The following is a 20,376-nucleotide window of genomic DNA, read 5'->3' on the forward strand; positions in this document are numbered from 1 at the left end:
AGGCCGCGCGACCTCACAGAAACCTCCAGATTCACGGCAGCGTAGAAAACTGGCTCAACACTGGTTTTTGGAGGCTGGTGTGGAAGGCGAGGTTCTACGGGACGATCAGTGGGAGCGGCTGCGCGAGTTCGTTCCGGGAGGGCGCAAGGGCAAGCGCGGTCCTCGCAGTGACGGGCGGGTGTTTCTTGACGCCTTACTATGGCTGGCGCGATCGGGCAGGCGCTGGCAACGCAGCACGCTCTAAAGCATCGAGCCGGAGCCGGAGGTCCCGACGCAGTTATCAGATCGTGCGGCAAAAGCCAGCCTTCCAAAAGAAAAAGACCGGCTGCCGCCCAGGCATCCGGTCCTTCTCTTTCTGACGATCGGTAAAGCGGGTCAGGCGACCTTGGTCGCCAACTCCTCCACCTCATCCGGGTCGCGCAGCACATAGCCGCGGCCCCACACCGTCTCGATATAATTCTCGCCATTGCAGGCCAGCGCCAGTTTCTTGCGCAGCTTGCAGATGAAGACGTCGATGATCTTGAGCTCCGGCTCGTCCATCCCGCCATAAAGATGGTTCAGGAACATTTCCTTGGTCAGCGTCGTGCCCTTGCGGAGCGAAAGCAGCTCCAGCATCGCATATTCCTTGCCGGTCAGGTGGACGCGGTTGCCGTCGACTTCGACGGTCTTGGCGTCAAGGTTGACCGACAGCTTGCCGGTACGGATAACCGACTGCGAATGGCCCTTCGACCGGCGCACCACGGCGTGGATGCGGGCGATCAATTCTTCCCGATGGAACGGCTTGGTCACATAATCGTCAGCGCCGAAGCCGAAGGAGCGGACCTTGCTGTCCATCTCCGCAATGCCGGACAAGATCAGCACCGGCGTTTGCACCTTCGCCGCGCGGAGCTTCTTGAGCACGTCATAGCCGTGCATGTCCGGCAGGTTCAGGTCCAGACAGATGATATCATAGTCATAGAGCTTGCCGAGATCGAGGCCTTCTTCGCCAAGGTCGGTCGTGTAGACGTTGAACCCCTCGGTCGTGAGCATCAGCTCGATCGCCTTCGCGGTCGTCGGTTCGTCTTCGATTAGCAGCACGCGCATGTGTGAGCCCCTTTGCGTAGCAGGTCCGTTCACCCCCACAGAACGGCTTCCGCTCCAATTCATTAACCAAAAAACTTCTGAAGGACAAAGGTTAATTTTTCGCTAACCGGCAGAAATCCACGAGTCGCGCGATTTTGAATCAGTTTGGGATATTTTGAAGCCGAAATGATTCAGATAGAGTCAATATAGATTCGTCTTCGAAACGAGCCTGTCAGCAGCCATGATGACGGGTCAGGAAATCAAGCACCGCATCGACGCGGGCAGGCCGCAGACGAGATGGTGGCGTCACCAGATGAATGCCGAAAGGCGGGGGGCGCCAGTCGACGAGAATCTCCTCCAGTTCCCCTGACGCCAGCGCTTCGCCGACGATGAAATCAGGCAGGCGGGCAATACCCACGCCTGCGCGCAAGGCAGGCAACATCGCCTCCCCGCTGTTAACCGTTATGCGGGCGCGGACCTGCACCACGACATTCTGCTGGCCGGGGCCGGAAAAGCGCCAGACATCGGGCGTGGTCACATTGGAATAGCACAGGCAGTCATGCGCGCCGAGGTCGGAGGGATGCATCGGACGCCCACGCTCCGCCAGATAGGCCGGTGAGGCGACGGCATGCATGTTGACATCGGCGAGCCGGCGGGCCCGCAAGGAACTGTCGGGCATGTCGGCGATGCGAATGGTCGCGTCCAAGCCCAGCTCGACAAGGTCGATGCGGGCATCCGACAAATGCAGGTCGATATCCACCTGCGGATTTTCCTTGGTGAACTGCGCGATCAGCGGCGCGATGCGGAGCAGGCCGAAGGTCATCGGCGCACCCAGCCGTACCGTTCCGGAAAGTTCCTTCGTTTCATCCCGCGCCGCCTCCTCGGCGGCCTGCCCTTCGGACAGGATGCGGGCGGCATGATCGGCCAGCCGCTTGCCGCTTTCGGTCAACGCCAGGCGGCGGCTGGTGCGGCTGAACAAGCTGGTATCGAGATGCTGCTCCAACCGGGTCACCGCCTTGGACACGGTAGCCTTGGAGACGCTCAGCGCCTTGGCGGCGTCAGTGAAGCTGCGATGCTCTACCACCGCGGCGAACATGGCCCAGGCCTCGAAATCGGGGAGACGCATAAGGAAACAATCCGTTTCAATGCTGCTTATTCAAGAAACAATCCTGATCGCTAGATTGTCGGAAAGCAAGCCGGAAGCGCAATTTGGACGTTGGCCGGCATCCTATTCGAAAGGCTTGAGTTATGAGCACGACAGTCGGAAGCCGCATCGAACGCCGCCCCTTCGCCTCGCTCGGCCATGCCGACCATGGCTGGCTGAATGCGCGGCATCATTTTTCCTTCGCGGACTATCACGATCCCGCCCGCATGCACTGGGGCGCGATCCGGGTGTGGAACGACGATGAAATCGGCCCGCGCACCGGCTTTCCGCCGCATCCCCATGCGGACATGGAAATCATCACCTATGTCCGCAAGGGCGCGATCACCCATCAGGACAGCCTGGGGAACAAGGGCCGCACCGAAGCGGGCGACGTTCAGGTGATGAGCGCCGGCACCGGCATCCGCCACGCCGAATATAATCTGGAGGACGAGACGACGACGCTCTTCCAAATCTGGGTCATCCCGCGCAGCCGGGGCGGTCAGCCCAGCTGGGGTGCGAAGCCTTTTCCCAGGGGCGACCGCTCCGGCAAGCTGGTGGTGCTGGCCAGCGGTTATGACGATGACAAGGAAGCGCTGCGCATCCGCGCCGACGCCCGCCTGCTGGGCGGCACCGTCAAGGCGGGCGAGAGCGTGACCTATGACGGCGGGGAAGGGCGTCACATCTATCTGGTCCCGGCGACCGGACGGATCGAGATTGACGGCCAGATCTTCGAGGCGCGGGACGGCGCGGCGATCATCGGCGGCTCGCCCATCACCATCAAGGCCATCGAGGACACCGAAATCGTCCTGGTGGACAGCGAATAAGGCCCCATCCCCTCCGAGCCTTATGGCCGCCCGCCCATCCCCCCCCGGGCGGGCGGCCGAATTTGGAAACCTTTTACCGATCAACGCATTAACAAGATTGGAGACAGTTATGGCCAAGGTTCTGGTTCTCTATTATTCCTCTTACGGCCACATCGAAACGATGGCGAAGGCCGTGGCGGAAGGCGCCGCCGCTGCCGGCGCCCAGGTCGACATCAAGCGAGTGCCCGAAACGGCGCCGCTGGAGGTCGCACAGGCCGCGCATTTCAAACTGGATCAGGAAGCGCCGATCGCGACCGTCGCGGATTTGGCCGGCTATGACGCGATCATTGTCGGCACCGGCACGCGCTTTGGGCGGATGTCCAGCCAGATGGCGGCTTTCCTCGACCAGGCTGGTGGTCTGTGGGCTCGCGGCGCGCTCAATGGCAAGGTGGGTGGTGCCTTCACCTCGACCGCCAGCCAGCATGGCGGGCAGGAAACCACGCTTTTTTCCATCATCACCAACCTGCTGCATTTCGGCATGATGATCGTGGGCCTCGACTATGGCTTCACCGCGCAGATGGGCGTCGACAAGGTACGCGGCGGCGCGCCCTATGGCGCAACAACCATCGCGGATGGCGACGGCAGCCGTCAGCCGGGCGAGGAAGAATTGGAAGGCGCGCGCTATCAGGGTCGCCGGATCGCGGAAACGGCACTGAAGCTGCACGGATAACGGATTGCTGCGCCGTCTGATTTTTGCCTGAAGCGATTGCAGGCAAATCGCTTCGGACGGTGCAGTTGTTGAGAGCCTTGGGTCGCAGGGCATCAACACGACCGGGGAGCCGGCGCATGGGACTGCGCGCCGGCTCCCTTTCCGTCTGGTCAGAATGGAATTCCCGATCCGGCGGGCTTTGGTCAGCAGAGGACGTCAACGCCATCCGTCATATCGCGAAAGCGGGGATGACGGACTGGCGGCAAGAATTGCCCTCCTCCGCTATTCGCCTCCACATTTTTTTACCATTCATGTCACAACCGCCCGTCCTGCCTCGTCATGTCAGCGCAACATGTGAGAGAAAGGTGCTGACCCATGACTGCCAAACTCGATCCCTTCGCTGCCGCTCCCCTGCTCATGAAAAGCTGGTTCGCCACCTCCAATGCCGTCAACACCAGCCTTGAACCAAGCCTTGTCGAGTTGGTGAAGATCCGCGCATCGCAGATCAACCAGTGCGCCAACTGCATCAACATGCATACGGCCGACGCACGCGCACAGGGTGAAACCGAACAGCGCCTTTACCTCCTGTCGGCATGGCGCGAGGCGCCCTGCTACACGTCCCGCGAGCGAGCGGCGCTGGAATGGACGGAGGCCTTGACGCGTCTCTCCGAAGGACACAGCCATGAGGCGACCTACGAAGCACTGGATGCCGAGTTCTCGCGGGAGGAGCAGGTGAAGCTGACCTTGATGATCAACGTGATCAATGGCTGGAACCGCATCGCCGTCGGCTTCGGCCTCTGGTATGAAACCCCGGCCAAGGCGGCTGCGTGATGGCGCAGGGGACGCATCGGGACGCGGTGGTGAGCTTCGCCCCGCTGCGCCCCCGCCTGATCCGCGTCGCCTATCGCATGCTAGGGTCGGTCGCCGATGCCGAGGATGTGGTGCAGGAGGCGTTCATCCGCTGGATGGACGTCGACCGGGAGGCCGTTCGGGAACCGGAGGCCTATTTGCGGCGGACGGTGACACGGCTGTGCCTCGACCAGCTCAAATCTGCCCGTCACAGCCGCGAAACCTATGTCGGGCCGTGGCTGCCGGATCCGGTGGTCGAGGATGCCGAGGATGAAGAGGATGTGACGCTGCCGCTGATGCTGGCATTGGAGCGCCTCTCCCCTTTGGAGCGCGCAGCCTTTCTGCTGCATGACGTGTTCGGCGTGGGCTTTGAGGAGATTGCAGGGACGATCGATCGCGATCCGGCCGCCTGCCGGCAATTGGCCGCACGGGCGAGGATGCATGTGCGCGAAGCCCGGCCTCGCTACAGGCTTGGGAAGCAGCGGGGGCTGGAGATAGCCAGTGCCTTTTTCGCGGCTTCACGCAGCGGCGACATGACGGCATTGGGCGCAATGCTGGCACAGGATGTCAGCATGCACAGCGATGGCGGGGGTAAGCGACCTGCCGCGGTCGTTCCGGTGCTGGGCCTGCGGCAGGTGATGCAGGTGCACAAGGCGCTGGCGGTGCTGTTCGGCAAATATGGATCGACGCTGGTGCGCGTGGGACTGATCAACGGCCTGCCCGGCTTCGTCACCCGCGAGGCGGATGGGGAGTTCCAGACGACGGCCCTCGATATAGAGGATGGGCGCATCACCGGCATCTATGTGATGCGCAATCCTGACAAGCTGCGGCATCTCCATTGAGGTCAAAGGAAAATACGGCGCGCTCCAGGCGCGGATCGGATCAGATAATAAGCGGCGAGCGGCAGGATCAGTGCCTGCATCAGCAGCCAGGGCTTGCCGAGATAAGGGGAAAGATAGTGGATGACCGCGACATGCAGATACATGATGACCAATGACGCACGGCCGACCGCGGCGATCCAGCCGCCAAAGGGCGCGATCCGCACCGAGAAGCGGAACAGCAGAAAACTGGTGGCGATCGCCGATCCCATGGAGAGCAGCGGCCAGCCATAATCCGCCGCCTTCATGTTGAGCGTCGGCACCAGTGCCATTAGCCCCGCCAGCGACAGCAAGGCGAGCGGCACGAACATCCAGCCTCGCCAGGACAGGCACTGCCACGCCGCTCCGATCCAGAGCAGGACCAGCGCCATGGGAACCGTCAGCACGCCAAGCGGTGACAGGGTGCCGAACTCCCCCGCTCCATAAGCGAGTAGCAGACAGGGCAGCATCGCCCACGCCCAGCGCGGGTCGAGCGGATCGGGCCATCGCGCCAGCCCCAGGTTGAACAGGATGCGCGCCATCATCAGGCAGGGCACGAACCAGAAGATGGTGAACGGCCCACGGAGCCAGGAACCGCCCAGTAGGATCGGCAGCACATCCTTCGGCCAATCATGGAAGATAGGGCGCCCGCCCTTCATCGTCTCGATGATCTGGTCCGCCACGATCAGCAGGACCAGAAAAGCCGCATAGGGCCGCATCTGCGACACCAGTTGCCGCCGGGTGAAGCGCGCCACCGGCTGCGGGCGCGACAACAGGCCCGACAGCAGGAAGAACAGCGGCATGTGGAAGCTGTACATCGCATCGCGCAGGCCGCCACGCGTCCACACATGGCCGACAGCCACGGCCATGATGCCGATGCCGCGCGCGACATCGATCCATTCCAGCCGCCCCCCGCCAGGCGGGTGCGCTCCATGCCCCCTGTTCTCCATCAACCTGACGCCCTATAGGAAGCCGCACGCGCGTCAATCGCCTCCCCCCTATTTACGGAAAACGCCCCTTGTCCCTGCTTCACGACCGAGTGTTGTTCATCGATGGCGAGGCCATCATCCTCGACAAGCCCGCCGGCCTGCCGGTCGATGCGCCTCGTGACGGATCTCTCGCGCTGGAAAACCACCTCTCCTCGCTGACTTTCGGCTTCCAGCGCTGGCCGCTGCCTGTCCACCGGCTGGACCGGGATACCAGCGGTTGCCTGCTGCTTGCGCGTAATCCCAAGGCGCACAAGCGCTTCGCCGCTGCGTTCGAGGCAGGAACCGTCGCCAAACGCTATGTCGCGGTGGTGGACGGCGTTCCGGTGGAGGACAGCGGGACCATCGACCTCGCGCTCAAGAAGATCAGCACGCAGGCGCAGGGCTGGCGGATGATCCCGGCCAAGGCAGGCAAGGCCGCGCTCACCGAATGGCGCAAGATCGCGGAGAAGGATGGCCGCGCGCTGATCGTCTTCACCCCCCGCACCGGAAGGACCCACCAGATCCGCACCCATGCGCTCCATGGCCTCGGCTTCGGCATTGCCGGCGATCCGGTCTATGGATCGGGCCAGGGACCGATGCTGCTGCACAGCCGTTTCCTCAGCGTCCCACGCGGTGAAAAGGCCCGGGCGGAGGCCACCGCGCCCATGCCGGAAACCTTCGCGGCAGCCGGATTTGGGCCGGAACTGCTGGAGCAGGCGGGACTATAGAGTTTGCCGAGCATCCCCATCACCCGCTCGATCGCGATCGACGCCGAGGAATTATCGGAAACGTTCGTGCGCTCGACGGGCGCAGGGGGGCAGCATGTGAACACCACCGACAGCGCGGTACAACTGCGCTTCGACGTGGCTAACAGCCCTTCGCTACCCGATGCCGTGAAACGCCGGCTGGCGGTGATTGCCGGCCGACGGATGACAGCGGAAGGCGTGCTGATACTGCGTTCCGAAGGATCACGCTCGCAACTGATGAACCGACAGGAAGTGCTGGCGCGATTGGTCGACCTCATCCGCGAGGCAACGGTGGTGCCCAAGGCGCGCAAGGCGACCAAGCCTGGCAAGGCCGCGAAGGCGCGCCGCGTCGATGCCAAGAAAGCGCGCAGCACGGTGAAAGCCGGGCGCGGCAAGGTGCGCTTCGATTAGGAACATGGGGATTCAGCCGGTGGCGGTCTGAATCACCCGAGCGTTCCCGGACCAGCAACAGCAAAGACTGCCGAAGTTCAGCGCCCCTTCCAAACGCCGGGGCGCTTGTCGACAAAGGCAGTCATGCCTTCCACCTTGTCCTCGGTCGCGGTCAGGATCTGGAACAGGCGGCGTTCGGTCAATATGCCCTGGGCCAGCCCGGTTTCGAACGCCAGATTGACCATCTCCTTGTTCACCATCGCGGCCATCGGCGGCATTCCGGCGACGGTGGCGGCGGTCTTGAGCGCATCGTCCAGCAACTCGGCCACCGGAACGACCCGCGCGACCAGGCCGGCGCTTTCCGCTTCCTGCGCACCCATCATGCGGCCGGTCAGGCACATCTCCATCGCCTTCGCCTTGCCGACGGCGCGGGTCAGACGCTGCGATCCGCCCATGCCGGGCGCCACGCCCAGCTTGATTTCGGGCTGACCGAATTTCGCCGTGTCGGCGGCCAGTATGAAGTCGGCCATCATCGCCAGTTCACACCCGCCGCCCAACGCGAAGCCGGCGACCGCCGCAAGCCAGGGCTTACGGGTGGCGACAACATTGCCCTGCCAGCCGGAAAAGAAATCCTCGAGGAAGAAATCCGCCGCTTCCTTGTCCACCATTTCCTTGATGTCGGCACCCGCGGCAAAGGCCTTTTCGCTGCCGGTGAGGACAAGGCAGCGCTGTGACGGATCAGCGTCATAGGCGGCAAAGGCGGCGCTCAGATCCTTCAGCACCTGGGCATTCAGCGCATTCAGCGCCTGCGGACGGTTGAGCGTGACCAGCGTCACTGCATCGCGCTGTTCCACCAGGATCGTTTCATAAGCCATTGCCGTCTCCGTTCATTAGAGCGTTTGCGACCGCTCTATGCAGAGCAACGGTTCTTGACCAGCCCCGGCAGGCCGCATCCGCGCAGCCGCTACCGGCACAGATGCATGAAGTCCCGGTCGTAACTGCGCAGATGCGCACCGCCATCGATATAAAGAGTCTGCCCCGTGACCGCTTCAGCACCCGCCAGATACAATACCGCTTCCGCGATCTGCTCCGCCTTGGGCAGGTCCTCCAGCGGCATCATCTTGGCCAGCCGTTCCATCTGGCCGTCATCATAATCGGGGGTCGCGATGGTCAGGCCCGGCGCGACGGCATTGACCCGGATTTGCGGCGCCAGGGTTGAGGCTGACAGCCGCGTCAGGCCCGCCAGCGCCATTTTCGAAAGCGTGTAGGCCAGTTGGTCGGCATGGGGATGGTCGATGCGCTGATCGAGTATATTGACGATGCAACGGTCGCCCGTCCCCGCCGGAATGGTGGCGAACGCCTTGGTCAACAGGGCGGGGGCGGCACAATTGACTGCATAATGCCGCATCAGATCGTCGGCATTCACGCTGTCGAGCCGGTCCTGCCCGAAGATCGCCGCGCTGTTGACCAACACGTCGGGTGGGCGGCCAAAACGCTCCGCGACCAGCGCGACCAGTTCCTCCGCACCTTCCGGATCGGCGAAATCGACGGTGAACCCGTCCCACTCGGTCGCATGCTCTTCCAACGTCAGCGCCAGAGGGGAATCGAGCCGTGTGTCGTGGCTGCCATGGATCGCCAGCGAATAGCCCGCCCGCGCAAAGGCAGCCGAGATGATCCCGCCCAGGCGCCGATGCCCGCCGGTGACCAGCGCCAGACGCTTTTGCGCGAGCGGCAAAGCGCCGGTTTCGGCACGCTTCTTCGCGCCGCCCAAAGGTCGATAAGAGGGAAGTTCCTCCTCGCTCACGAGCCGATCAGCTTCAACACTTCTTCGCGGCTCTTCTCATCCTCGCGGAAGACGCCGAGCATGCGGCTCGTCTTCATGACGACATTGGGCGTGCGCACGCCGCGGCCGGTCATGCAGCCATGGGTCGCCTCGATCACGACGGCCACGCCCTGGGGCTTCAGATTCTCCCAGATGCAATTGGCGACTTCGGAGGTGAGCCGTTCCTGGACCTGCAAGCGGTGGGCAAAGGCATGGAGAACGCGCGCCAGCTTCGATATGCCCACGACATATTCGCCCGGAAGATAGGCGATATGCGCGACGCCGACGATCGGCGCCATATGATGTTCGCAATGCGACTGGAACGGAATGTCCTTCAGCAGCACGATATCGTCATAACCGCCCACCTCATGGAAGATGCGGGAAAGATGATAGGCCGGATCGTCCTCATAGCCCCGGCAATATTCCTTCCATGCCCGCGCCACGCGTTCGGGCGTCTCCAGCAGGCCTTCGCGCCCGGGCGTATCGCCCGACCAGCGGATCAACGTCCGAATCGCTTCCGAAACGTCCTGGGGAACCGGGATCTTGACCGACTCGCCTGCGGCTTCGGCATCGGGATCATATTCCATGGACGGCACCACTCCTCTGTTGCTTGGGGGGCATATGGCGGCTGATGCGCGGGAAGACCAGCCCCTTCGCCGCGCTGGACACAAGATCGCCCCGGTGGCACATGCTGATCAAGCCGGACAAACCGGGTCGCCACAGTCATAAATACGGAACCATGCGGACCGAACAGATCGCCGCCGTCCTCCTTGCAGCAGGCACATCCTCCCGTTTCGGCGAGGATGACAAGCTGATGGCCGAATGGCGGGGCAAACCCGTGGCCGTCCACGCATTGGAAACCATCGCCTCCATGATATTCGCCGAACTGGTGGCGGTGGCACGGCCCGTCGGCCAGGCGCCGTTCCTGCACCGCAGGTTGGAACGGCGCGGCTATACGATCCTGGAGAACGACCGGCCGGAAGACGGCATTTCCGGCAGTATCGTCCGGGCCGTCGAGCATGTGATGCCGCTGCGCAAATGCCGCGGCATATTGATCTGCCTGGCCGACATGCCCGATGTGCCGCAGACTCATTACAACCGCATCTGCCTGGCTGCGGAGGACGTCCGGTCGGTGGTCGCCAGCACGGACGGCTTCTCCTCCTCTCCTCCGGCCTTCATCGGGCGCAAGCATTTCCCTGAATTGCTGGCCCTGCGTGGCGACCAGGGCGCTCGCGTGTTGCTGAGCCATGGCGTGCAGATCGAGACGATGGGGGCCTGCCTGCGCGACATCGACACGCCGGAAGACCTGCTGGGACCGGCTGGCGATTAGCTGGAACGCGTGGGATCGGTCATCGGATCGCCCATCTCGCGCGGATCGGCGGAGCGGGCAAGCGGCAGGGAACCGGTCTGCCGTTCCAGCATCCGGTGGACAACCGGCGGGTTGGGACCGACATGCAGGGCGTGAATGGCTTCGGTATTTGCCATGTCCGCCACCGTCCGGCGGCTGTTATGCCGAACATAGTCGAGCCAGGTCGACACATGATAGCGTTCCACCCATAATTCCGGATCGCCCAGGTCGCGCAGGAGGGACCAGCCATGCGCACCGTCGCGGCGGCGAATGCGTCGGCGTTCACTCATCGCGACCAGGAAAGGAACAACCGATCCGGCGGAAATGCGATATTCGATGGTGACGACGACAGGGCCGCTGCGCGGTTCGATCGGAACCACCGTTTCCGGTTCCCGCCAGCGATTCTGGAGATCGAGATTCTCTTCGCCTGCCTGCGGCAGCGGTCGGGCATAGCCCATCACGGCCGAGACGAACTGGACGGCGGCGGCGGCATAAAGCGCGACGACGACACCATGATCCTCCGCCAGCATGCCGAACAGCCAGGCCCCCACGGCCATGCCGCCAAAGGCGATCATCTGGTAGAGCGCGACCGCCCGCGCCACGACCCAGCGCGGGGCGGACATCTGGACAGAGACGTTGAAGCTGGACAGGGCGATCACCCATCCCGCCCCCGCCAGCAGCAGCCCGAACAAGGCCAGGAACAGCCAGTCGCTGACCGCCATGAGGGCCGTGCCGGCGGCCAGCGCCATCGCGGCCCCCCGTACGATGGTTTCCACCGAATAGCGTTGGCGCAACCTGCCCGTCGACAGCGCGCCCAACACCGCACCGATACCGAAGGCACCACTCAGCGCACCGAAGGTTAGCGCCGCGCCGCCCAATATGTCCCGCGCGACCAGCGGCATCATCGCCGATACGGCGCTGGCCCCGATACCGAAGGCAGCGCTGCGCAGCAGGACGAGCTGGATGTTGGGCGACATCGCGACATAGCGAACCCCTGCCCGCATGGCGACGCCCATGCGTTCGCGCGGGAGGAGTTGAGGCGGGCGTTCGGGACGCCAGCGGGCCAGCACGGCGACCAGGCCGATATAGCTGACCGCGTTGATCAGGAAGGCGCTCGCCGCGCCCGCCACCGCGACGATGACGCCACCCAGCGCCGGGCCGATGCTGCGCGCCATGTTGAAGCCCATGGAATTGAGCGACACGGCATGGGGCAAGGCGGCGCGCGGCACCATGTCGCCGACCGACGCCTGCCAGGCGGGGCCGTTGATCGCGGTCGCGCAGCCGACGAGGAAGGTGAAGGCCAGCAACGCCCAGGGCGTCACCCATCCCGCCCAGGCGAACAGGGCCAGCAATGCCGAGACGATCAGCATGAAAAGCTGGCAACAGAGCATGACCAGCCGCCGGTCGCGATTGTCCGCCACCGCCCCCGCCCAGAGCGACAGCAGCATGATCGGCAGCGTCGTCGCCGCCGGGACCAGCGCGACCATCTGGGGCGATGCCGACAGCGAGGTCATCATCCACTGGGCACCGACCGACTGGATCAGCCCGCCGAAGTTCGAGGCGAGGCTGGCCCACCAGATCGCGCGGAAGATCGGGATCGAAAAAGGCGATGGAGCCTGGTGGGGTTCTGAGTCTGCCACGCAAGCCATGAAGCGGAATTGGGTCGGAGGGTCAAATCCGCGAATCGAGAAAGAAGGCAAAAGCATGAATGTCATCGTCAATTGAACGGCGGTTTTTAGATGACGTTACGGTTGGTGGGGTTTGACGATAAGACTTGCACTTTACGTAAACGTAAATACATTTGCGAACGACATCCGGCGCTCGCACGCGGCGGGCCAAAAAGGACGGGTCTCAGAGGGAAAGCCATGGAAGCCTATATTTACGACGCCGTCAGGACGCCCCGGGGCCGGGGCAAGGCCGACGGATCGCTCCACGAAATCACCCCCATCCAGCTCGCCACCCAGATGCTGGAGGCGGTGCGCGACCGGACGGAGATCGACACCGCCGATGTCGACGACGTGATCCTGGGCTGCGTCAGTCCGGTCGGCGAACAGGGCGCGGACATCGCCCGCGTCGCGGTGCTGAACGCGGATTATGCGCAGACCGTGCCGGGCGTGCAGGTCAACCGTTTCTGCGCGTCGGGGCTGGAGGCCGTGAACATGGCCGCCGCGAAGGTCTATTCGGGCGAAGCGGGCCTCGCCATCGGCGGCGGCGTCGAGTCGATGAGCCGGGTGCCCATGGCATCGGACGGCGGCGCCTGGGCGATGGACCCGGCGGTCGCCTACAAGACCTATTTCGCGCCGCAGGGTATCGGCGCCGACGTGATCGCCACCAAATTCGGGATCAGCCGCGACGATGTCGACGCCTATGCCGTCGAGAGCCAGCGCCGCGCCAAGGCGGCCTGGGACGAGAAGCGCTTCGCCCGGTCGATCGTGCCGGTGAAGGATGTGATCGGCCAGGTCGTCCTCGACCATGACGAGCATATGCGGCCCGACGCGACGATGCAGTCGCTGGCCGCGCTGAAACCCAGTTTCACGGCGCTGGGCGAGGAGATGCCGGGCTTCGATACCGTCGCCCTGCTGCGCTATCCCGAACTGGAGAAGGTCAATCACGTCCATCATGCCGGGAACAGCAGCGGCATCGTCGACGGCGCCGCCGCCGTGCTGGTCGGCAACAAGGCGATGGGCGAGAAATATGGCCTCACGCCCCGCGCCCGGATCAGGGCCATGGCCTCCATCGGGTCCGAACCGCTGATCATGCTGACCGGGCCCGAGTTCGTCGCGGGCAAGCTGCTCAACCGCGCGGGCATGAGCAAGTCCGACATCGACCTTTGGGAACTGAACGAGGCATTCGCCAGCGTCGTGCTGCGCTACATGCAGGCGATGGACCTCGACCACAGCCAGATCAACGTCAATGGCGGCGCGATCGCCATGGGCCATCCGCTGGGCGCGACCGGGGCGATGGTGCTGGGCACGGCGCTGGACGAGCTGGAACGGTCCGGCAAGGGCACCGCGCTCATCAACCTGTGCGTCGGCGCGGGCATGGGCACCGGCATCATCATCGAGCGCGTTTGAACCCTATTTCCCGTTCGCCCTGAGCCTGTCGAAGGGCCGTTCTTTCTTCAAGAGAAGTGAAGGGCTTCGACAGGCTCAGCCCGAACGGAGAGTGGAAGGCAGGATTTTATGCAGACCATCAACTTCGCCGTCGACGCCGACGGCATCGCCACCCTCACCATCGACGTGCCCGGCCAGTCGATGAACGTCATCGGTCCGGATTTCCTGGCCGATCTGGACGCCGCGATCACGCGCATTTCCTCCGAGGAGGCGATCAAGGGCGCGGTCATTGCCTCGGGCAAGGACAGCGGCTTCATGGCGGGCATGGACCTGAAATATTTCGGGTCGATGCTGGCCGCTGCTCCGGGCGAGCGCCCCTCCCCCGCCGCGATCTTCGATCAGCTTTTCGTGCTGAACCAGTTGTTCCGCAAGCTGGAAACCTGCGGCAAGCCGGTCGCCTGCGCCATCGAGGGCACCTGCGTCGGCGGCGGGTTCGAACTGGCGCTGGCCTGCCATCGCCGCTTCGTGGGCGACAGCCCCAAGACGCAGTTGGGCCTGCCGGAAATCCTGATCGGCCTGTTCCCCGGCGGCGGCGGGTCGCAGCGCCTGCCGCGCATCATGGGCGTGCAGGCGTCGCTGATGTACATGTTGCAGGGCAAGCTGTTCCGCCCGGCCGAGGCCGCGATGCTGAAGGTCGTGGACCAGGTCGTACCGCAGGGCACGGCAGTTCAGGCGGCGCGCGAGTGGGTCAAGGCCAATCCCAATGCCAATGCCCAGCCCTGGGACGTCAAGGGCTATAAGGTGCCGGGCGGCGCGGGCGGATTCAACCCCGCCTTCGTCCAGACGATGGCGGGCGCGCTGCCCATGACGCTGAAGCAGACGCAGCGGAACATGAACGCGCCGATCGCCCTGCTGTCGGCGGTCTATGAGGGCATCACCCTGCCCATGGACCGCGCCATCCGGATCGAGAGCAAATATTTCGCCAAGGTCGCCGCCGACCCGCAGGCCAGCAACATGATCCGCAGCCTGTTCGTCAACAAGCAGGCGGCCGAACGTGGCGCAAGGCGGCCCAAGGACCAGCCCAAGGCGCCGACGAGGAAGCTCGCCATGCTGGGCGCGGGCATGATGGGCGCGGGGATAGCCACCGTGGCCGCGCAGGCGGGCATGGAGGTGGTGCTGTTCGACCGCGACCAGGCCTATGCCGAAAAGGGCAAGGCGCATGTCGAGGAGGTGCTGAAGAAGCGGCTGGGCAAGGGCATGACGCCGGAGAAGATGGCGGAAACCCTCGCCCGTGTGACGCCGACCACCGACTATGCCGCGCTCGCCGGGGCGGACTTCGTGATCGAGGCGGTGTTCGAGGATGTCGCGATCAAGGCGGAAGTCACGAAGAAGGTCGAGGAAGTGCTGGGCGCGGATACGATCTTCGGTTCCAACACCTCTACCCTGCCGATCACCAGGCTGGCGAAGGCTTGGGGCAAGCCTGAGAATTTCATCGGCGTCCACTTCTTCTCGCCGGTCGAGAAGATGCCGCTGGTGGAGATCATCCTGGGCAAGGAAACCGGGCCTGCCGCCATCGCCAAGGCGCTGGATTTCGTCAGCCAGATCAAGAAGACGCCGATCGTCGTCAATGACTCGCGCGGCTTCTACACCTCGCGCTGCTTCGGCACCTATGTGCAGGAAGGCGTGGAGATGGTGGCCGAGGGGATCAACCCGGCATTGATCGAAAATGCCGGAAAGCAGCTTGGCATGCCGGTGGGGCCATTGGCCGTGGGCGACGAGGTGTCCATCGAACTGGGCCACAAGATCGTCGTTGCCGCGCAGAAGGAGCTGGGCGACGCCTATGTCGCGCAGCCGTCCGACGCAGTGATGGCGAAGATGGTCGAGCTGGGCCGTTTGGGACGGAAAAGCGCCAAGGGATGGTATGATTATCCGGAAGGGCAGAAGAAGCATCTCTGGGCCGGGCTGGAGGACATGTTCCCCCGCGCCGCCGTGCAGCCCGATGTCGATGAGGTGAAGGAGCGGCTGCTCTATCGCCAGCTCATCGAATGCGCCCGCTGTTTCGAGGAAGGCGTGCTGGAAACGCCGGAGGATGGCGATATCGGCGCGATCTTCGGCTGGGGTTTCGCGCCCTATACCGGCGGGCCGTTCAGCCATATGGACACGGCCGGCATCGGCCATGTGGTGGCGGTGCTGGAGCGGCTGGCCGAGCGGCATGGGGATCGTTTCGCCCCTACCGTCCAGTTGCAGGACATGGCGGCGAGCGGCGCGACCTTCTATCACCCCGCTTCGTCTCGCGCGGCGGCGTGATGGGGGTGTAAATCGTTGCATTAGTGGTTTAGGCCTTCCCGAACATCTCCGGGGAGGCCTTTTTTTATAAGGAGCGCCTTTCGAAAAAGGGTAACGTGCTCCTGCGAAGGCAGGAGCCCAGTTCCGGCGTATGGACTGGACTCCTGCCTTCGCAGGAGCACGTTGCGGCTAAGACAGGCAGGGCAAAATATCTATGAGCGAAAAGCCGACGGTTCTGGTGACGGGCGGGGCCGGCTATATCGGCAGCCATGCGGTGCTGGCGCTGCGCGACGCGGGCTATGGCGTCGTGGTGATCGACAATCTGGTGACCGGATTCCGCTGGGCGGTGCCGGAAGATGTGGCCTTCGTTCAAGGCGACATTTCCGACCAGCCGCTGGTGCAGCAGACCCTGCGCGATCATGGCGTGAAGGCGGTGATGCATTTCGCCGGATCGGTCGTGGTGCCGGAATCGGTCGAGAACCCGCTCAAATATTATCACAACAACAGCGCCAAGACCCGCGACCTGATCGAGAGCGTGGTGACGGTCGGCGTGCCGCATTTCATCTTCTCCTCGACGGCGGCGACCTATGGCATTCCGGAGGAAAGCCCGGTCAGGGAAACGACGCCGCAGCGGCCGATCAATCCCTACGGCATGTCGAAGCTGATGACGGAATATATGCTGCGCGATGTCAGCGCGGCGCATCCGATGAATTTCTGCGCACTGCGTTATTTCAACGTCGCCGGGGCCGATCCGGCGGGGCGGACGGGGCAATCGACGGCGGGGGCCACGCATCTGATCAAGGTGGCGGTCGAGGCGGCGCTGGGCAAGCGGAGCCATGTTTCGGTGTTCGGGACGGATTTCGACACGCCGGACGGGACCGGGGTGCGCGACTATATCCATGTCACCGACCTGGCGGCGGCGCATGTGCTGGCGCTGGAGGCGTTGATGGCCGCCCCGGAGCAGAATTATCTGCTCAACTGCGGCTATGGGCGCGGCTTTTCCGTGCTGGAGGTGCTGGATGCGGTGGACCGGGTGACGAACCTCAGGATCGACCGGCGGATGGAAGGACGGCGCGCGGGCGATCCGGATGCGCTGATTTCCGATAACCATGCGATCATGGACGCCTTTCCCTGGAAACCGCAATATGCCGATCTGGACCAGATCGTGACCCATGCCCTCGCCTGGGAGCGCAAGCTGACGGATATTCGCGGGGAATGAGCGCGGAGTCGGTCCGGGCCTTCTTCTCCACCCATGCGCCGGACGTCGCCATTATCGACCAGGGCGCAAGCACCGCCACGGTCGTTGAGGCGGCGCAGGCGCTGGGCGTGGTTCCGGCGCGCATCGCCAAGACGCTGTCGCTGCGCGTCGGGGACGAAGTGGCGCTGGTGGTCGCGCGCGGCGATGCCCGGCTGCATAATGGCAAGGCGAAGGCGGTGCTGGGCGCCAAGCCCCGGATGCTGGGGCTGGAGGAGGTCGAGGGGCTGACCGGACATCCCGTCGGCGGGGTCTGCCCCTTTGGATTATCCTCTCCCCTGCCGGTTTATTGCGATATATCCTTGCAGGCGTTCGACACCGTCTTTCCGGCCGCGGGATCGCGGACGACGTCGGTGGAACTGACGCCTGCGCGGCTGGCGGAACTGACCGAGGCGCGCTGGGTCGACATTTGCACGATCCCTGACGAGATTTTGGCCGAAGAGAATTGAGTTGCCATGCCCACTGAACATCTTTTCGTCGATGGCGCCCTGGCCGCCGCCAACATGGCGCAGCGGATTGCCGCCCTGTTGGCAGATGCCATCGCGGCGCGCGGCGTGGCGACGATCGCCTTGTCGGGCGGACGATCGCCCAAGCCGGTGCTGGAGGCGCTGTCGCAAGTCGCGCTCGATTGGGACAAGGTGATCGTCACTCTGGTCGATGAGCGCTGGGTGGCGCCCGATCATGCCGACAGCAATGAGCGGCTGATCCGCGAAAATCTGCTTCGCGGGAAGGCTGCGGCGGCGCGCTTCGTGCCGATGAAGAACGATGCGGCGGATGCCTATGCGGGGCAAGCCGAATGCGAGGCGACCTTTGCCGCCCTGCCCTGGCCGCTCGACATCATATTGCTGGGCATGGGCGAGGATGGGCATACCGCCTCGCTGTTCCCGGAGGCGGGCGAACTGGCGGAGGGACTGTCGACGCAGGCGCATGTGCTGGCGGTGACGCCGCCTGCCGCGCCGCATCAGCGCATGTCGTTGAGTGCCGCGGCGATATTGGCGAGCCGGCATATCTTCCTCCAGATCGGTGGGGCGGCGAAGAAGGCGGTCTATGACCGGGCTCTGGCTGGCGGGCCTGTGGAGGAGTTACCGATCCGGGTGGCGCTGTGCCAGCATGGGGTGTCGGTGGAGGTGTGGATCTCGCAATGAGCCGTCAGTCGCGCGGCTTGTGCTTCGAGAAGAGATAGCGCCAGACGCCGACCATGTTGATGCCGAGCAGCGCGATATTCTGGAGGCCGATGCCTTCGCTGTCCTCCGACAGGAAACCCCAGGCGATCAGCGCGACCGAGGAGGTCACGAACAATATGAAAGCCCATCCGGTGATGCGGCGACCGAGATTGAGCGATACGATAAGGGCTGCAATGGTGGCGGTGGCGGCGCCATAATATTGCAGGGCGTCGAGGACGGTTTCGTTCACGCATGTCCAACGCGGCAATTGTGACAAGGTTGCGGGGCGGGTAAGAGGCGGCGCATGGTTGCCAACATCGATCCTTTTCACGCCATCGCCATCAGCCGGGAAGCCCACAGGCTGGAGGCCGAGGGGCGATCCATCCTGCATATGGAATTCGGCCAGCCTTCGACCGGGGCGCCGTCCGCCGCGATTGCGCAGGCGCATGCGGTGCTGGACAGCGATCCCATGGGTTATTGGGAAAGCCCCGCGCTGAAGGAGCGAATCGCGCTGCATTATCGGGAGCGTTACGGCGTTACCGTCGATGCGGAGCAGATTTTGCTGACCTGCGGGGCTTCGCCGGGGCTGGTGCTGGCATTGACCAGTCTGTTCGCACCGGGGGCCAGGGTGGCGACGGCGCGGCCGGGCTATGTCGCCTATCGCAACACGTTGAAGGCGCTGTATCTGGAACCGCTGGAGGTCGATTGCGGGCCGGCGGAACGCTATCAGATCGGCGCGGCGGCGCTGGAGGCTCTGGAACCGGCGCCGGACGGGGCGATCATCGCCAGCCCGGCCAATCCGACCGGGACCATCATTCCGGCGGACGAGATGGCGCGAATCGCCGAGACCTGCCGGGCGCGCGGCATCCGGATCGTGTCGGACGAAATCTACCACGGCCTGAGTTACGGCGATCCCGCGCGGTCGATGCTGGAATTCGCGCCGGACGCGGTGATCGTGAACAGCTTTTCCAAATATTTTTCCATGGCCGGATGGCGGCTGGGCTGGGTGGTGTTTCCGCCCGACCTGATCGACACGGCGCGGGCGCGGATGGGGAATCTGTTCCTGACGCCCCCTTCCCTGGCGCAACATGCGGGACTGAAGGCGTTCGACTGCATCGATGAGCTGGAGGGGCATGTCGCGACCTATCGGCGGAACCGGGAATTGCTGCTGGCCGCGCTGCCCGCGCTGGGGTTGCGGGAGATCGCGCCGCCGGACGGGGCCTTCTACATTTATGCGGATGTGGGGCATCTGACCGACGACAGCCTGGCCTTCTGCCAGAAGCTGCTGCGCAACACGGGGGTGGCGACGGCGCCGGGGATCGATTTCGATCCGGTGGATGGGCACCGGCATATCCGCTTCAGCTTCGCCGTTTCGACCGATCGGGTGGAGGATGCCATCGCGCGGATGATTCCCTGGTTCAAGGCCCAGGCCATAGCGTCCAAGAAGGGAATCTTTTGAGGCGGCACATGAGATTTTTCTGGTATCGTAACGATTTACCATTAAGCGCGGCGACGCGACCCGAAGCTTTTACATCGTGAAAGCTTTACCTAGCCCGGCAGCTTCGGCTGTCGGGCTTTTTTTCCATCTATGAAAAACGAACCCTTTAGGGTTCGCAAGGCCGAACGGCCGCCGAGCTTATGCGAGGATAGCCAAGCCGACACGCCACCCATCGAACCTGTTCGATGGGGCCCGAGATGGCGTCGGCGCCGGCGCTTAAGACAAAATAAAAATGATGGTGCGGGCGGTCGGAATCGAACCGACACTCCTTTCGGAACCGGATTTTGAGTCCGGCGCGTCTACCAGTTTCACCACGCCCGCATGCCCATTGAACGCGTTTTCCGAGCCGGAAGATGATTCCATCTTCCTTGAAAACGCTTGGGGTCGAGCGCCAATGGCAAAATCGGCGGCCAGCGTCCAGCC

Annotated in this window: 21 protein-coding genes, 1 tRNA gene and 1 pseudogene; 14 read left to right on the top strand and 9 right to left on the bottom strand. The window is 63.9% G+C overall.

Annotation, left to right across the window (positions count from 1 at the left end):
* Positions 1–79: 79 nt before the first annotated feature.
* A pseudogene (locus YP76_RS27390) lies at positions 80–229 on the top strand (transposase); the annotation flags it as partial.
* A gap of 146 nt (positions 230–375) precedes the next feature.
* On the opposite strand, the gene ctrA reads toward YP76_RS27390, so the two are convergent.
* Positions 376–1,083, bottom strand: a complete 708-nt coding sequence (gene ctrA / locus YP76_RS24130) for a response regulator transcription factor CtrA (protein ID WP_046765951.1) — start codon at positions 1,081–1,083, stop codon at positions 376–378.
* 211 nt (positions 1,084–1,294) lie between these two features.
* Complete coding sequence (locus YP76_RS24135) at positions 1,295–2,188, bottom strand: LysR family transcriptional regulator (protein WP_046765952.1); 894 nt, start codon at positions 2,186–2,188, stop codon at positions 1,295–1,297.
* 122 nt (positions 2,189–2,310) lie between these two features.
* Here YP76_RS24135 and YP76_RS24140 point away from each other — a divergent pair, with 122 nt between their 5' ends.
* From YP76_RS24140 to YP76_RS24155, 4 genes are all read left to right on the top strand, one after another.
* Positions 2,311–3,030, top strand: coding sequence for a pirin family protein (locus YP76_RS24140; protein ID WP_046765953.1), 720 nt, complete (start codon positions 2,311–2,313; stop codon positions 3,028–3,030).
* A 109-nt stretch (positions 3,031–3,139) separates the two neighbouring features.
* The gene (gene wrbA / locus YP76_RS24145; protein WP_046765954.1) at positions 3,140–3,739 is read left to right on the top strand and encodes an NAD(P)H:quinone oxidoreductase; all 600 of its coding nucleotides are present in this window, start codon (positions 3,140–3,142) and stop codon (positions 3,737–3,739) included.
* Positions 3,740–4,093: 354 nt separating this feature from the next.
* Positions 4,094–4,549, top strand: a complete 456-nt coding sequence (locus YP76_RS24150; protein ID WP_046765955.1) for a carboxymuconolactone decarboxylase family protein — start codon at positions 4,094–4,096, stop codon at positions 4,547–4,549.
* Positions 4,549–5,409, top strand: a complete 861-nt coding sequence (locus YP76_RS24155) for a sigma-70 family RNA polymerase sigma factor (RefSeq protein WP_046765956.1) — start codon at positions 4,549–4,551, stop codon at positions 5,407–5,409. Before YP76_RS24150 ends, YP76_RS24155 begins: the two co-directional genes overlap by 1 nt.
* Positions 5,410–5,411: 2 nt before the next feature.
* Here the strand turns inward: YP76_RS24155 and YP76_RS24160 are convergent, their stop codons facing one another.
* Complete coding sequence (locus YP76_RS24160) at positions 5,412–6,374, bottom strand: acyltransferase family protein (RefSeq protein WP_046765957.1); 963 nt, start codon at positions 6,372–6,374, stop codon at positions 5,412–5,414.
* A gap of 68 nt (positions 6,375–6,442) precedes the next feature.
* On the opposite strand from YP76_RS24160, the gene YP76_RS24165 reads away from it, so the two are divergent.
* Both YP76_RS24165 and arfB read left to right on the top strand, forming a co-directional pair.
* Positions 6,443–7,120 carry an RluA family pseudouridine synthase gene (locus tag YP76_RS24165; RefSeq protein WP_046765958.1) on the top strand — a complete coding sequence of 226 codons (678 nt, stop codon included), beginning with the start codon at positions 6,443–6,445 and terminating at the stop codon, positions 7,118–7,120.
* 3 nt (positions 7,121–7,123) lie between these two features.
* A complete protein-coding gene (arfB, locus tag YP76_RS24170) occupies positions 7,124–7,549 on the top strand; it encodes an alternative ribosome rescue aminoacyl-tRNA hydrolase ArfB (protein ID WP_046765959.1) in 426 nt (141 codons plus the stop codon).
* Positions 7,550–7,626: 77 nt separating this feature from the next.
* Here the strand turns inward: arfB and YP76_RS24175 are convergent, their stop codons facing one another.
* The 3 genes from YP76_RS24175 to folE all read right to left on the bottom strand — a co-directional run bounded on the left by YP76_RS24175 (position 7,627) and on the right by folE (position 9,937).
* Entirely contained in the window at positions 7,627–8,403 is a 777-nt protein-coding gene (locus tag YP76_RS24175) for an enoyl-CoA hydratase-related protein (protein WP_046765960.1), read from the bottom strand.
* 89 nt (positions 8,404–8,492) lie between these two features.
* Complete coding sequence (locus YP76_RS24180; protein ID WP_046765961.1) at positions 8,493–9,332, bottom strand: SDR family oxidoreductase; 840 nt, start codon at positions 9,330–9,332, stop codon at positions 8,493–8,495.
* Positions 9,329–9,937, bottom strand: a complete 609-nt coding sequence (folE, locus tag YP76_RS24185) for a GTP cyclohydrolase I FolE (protein ID WP_046765962.1) — start codon at positions 9,935–9,937, stop codon at positions 9,329–9,331. Before folE ends, YP76_RS24180 begins: the two co-directional genes overlap by 4 nt.
* Positions 9,938–10,089: 152 nt before the next feature.
* Between folE and YP76_RS24190 the strand changes: the two genes are divergently transcribed.
* A complete protein-coding gene (locus YP76_RS24190; RefSeq protein WP_046766056.1) occupies positions 10,090–10,680 on the top strand; it encodes a nucleotidyltransferase family protein in 591 nt (196 codons plus the stop codon).
* On the opposite strand, the gene YP76_RS24195 is transcribed toward YP76_RS24190, so the two are convergent.
* A complete protein-coding gene (locus YP76_RS24195) occupies positions 10,677–12,347 on the bottom strand; it encodes an MFS transporter (RefSeq protein WP_046766057.1) in 1,671 nt (556 codons plus the stop codon). The genes YP76_RS24190 and YP76_RS24195 overlap by 4 nt on opposite strands.
* Before the next feature lie 216 nt (positions 12,348–12,563).
* Between YP76_RS24195 and YP76_RS24200 the strand changes: the two genes are divergently transcribed.
* The 5 genes from YP76_RS24200 (at position 12,564) to pgl (ending at position 18,437) form a co-directional block, all read left to right on the top strand.
* A complete protein-coding gene (locus tag YP76_RS24200; RefSeq protein WP_046765963.1) occupies positions 12,564–13,772 on the top strand; it encodes an acetyl-CoA C-acetyltransferase in 1,209 nt (402 codons plus the stop codon).
* A 108-nt stretch (positions 13,773–13,880) separates the two neighbouring features.
* Positions 13,881–16,058 carry a 3-hydroxyacyl-CoA dehydrogenase NAD-binding domain-containing protein gene (locus YP76_RS24205; RefSeq protein WP_046765964.1) on the top strand — a complete coding sequence of 726 codons (2,178 nt, stop codon included), beginning with the start codon at positions 13,881–13,883 and terminating at the stop codon, positions 16,056–16,058.
* Positions 16,059–16,251: 193 nt separating this feature from the next.
* Positions 16,252–17,256: a UDP-glucose 4-epimerase GalE gene (gene galE / locus YP76_RS24210; protein ID WP_046765965.1), complete on the top strand. Its 1,005-nt coding sequence runs from the start codon at positions 16,252–16,254 to the stop codon at positions 17,254–17,256.
* Entirely contained in the window at positions 17,253–17,741 is a 489-nt protein-coding gene (locus YP76_RS24215; RefSeq protein WP_046765966.1) for a YbaK/EbsC family protein, read from the top strand. Before galE ends, YP76_RS24215 begins: the two co-directional genes overlap by 4 nt.
* Before the next feature lie 6 nt (positions 17,742–17,747).
* The gene (gene pgl / locus YP76_RS24220) at positions 17,748–18,437 is read left to right on the top strand and encodes a 6-phosphogluconolactonase (protein WP_046765967.1); all 690 of its coding nucleotides are present in this window, start codon (positions 17,748–17,750) and stop codon (positions 18,435–18,437) included.
* Positions 18,438–18,441: 4 nt separating this feature from the next.
* On the opposite strand, the gene YP76_RS24225 is transcribed toward pgl, so the two are convergent.
* Positions 18,442–18,705, bottom strand: a complete 264-nt coding sequence (locus YP76_RS24225; protein ID WP_046765968.1) for a hypothetical protein — start codon at positions 18,703–18,705, stop codon at positions 18,442–18,444.
* Between the two features lie 54 nt (positions 18,706–18,759).
* Here YP76_RS24225 and YP76_RS24230 point away from each other — a divergent pair, with 54 nt between their 5' ends.
* Positions 18,760–19,914 carry an aminotransferase class I/II-fold pyridoxal phosphate-dependent enzyme gene (locus YP76_RS24230; protein WP_046765969.1) on the top strand — a complete coding sequence of 385 codons (1,155 nt, stop codon included), beginning with the start codon at positions 18,760–18,762 and terminating at the stop codon, positions 19,912–19,914.
* Positions 19,915–20,189: 275 nt separating this feature from the next.
* Here YP76_RS24230 and YP76_RS24235 read toward each other — a convergent pair.
* Positions 20,190–20,274: transfer RNA gene (locus tag YP76_RS24235), tRNA-Leu, on the bottom strand.
* Positions 20,275–20,376 lie beyond the last annotated feature (102 nt).

This window comes from Sphingobium chungbukense, assembly GCF_001005725.1.
Lineage (GTDB): Bacteria > Pseudomonadota > Alphaproteobacteria > Sphingomonadales > Sphingomonadaceae > Sphingobium > Sphingobium chungbukense.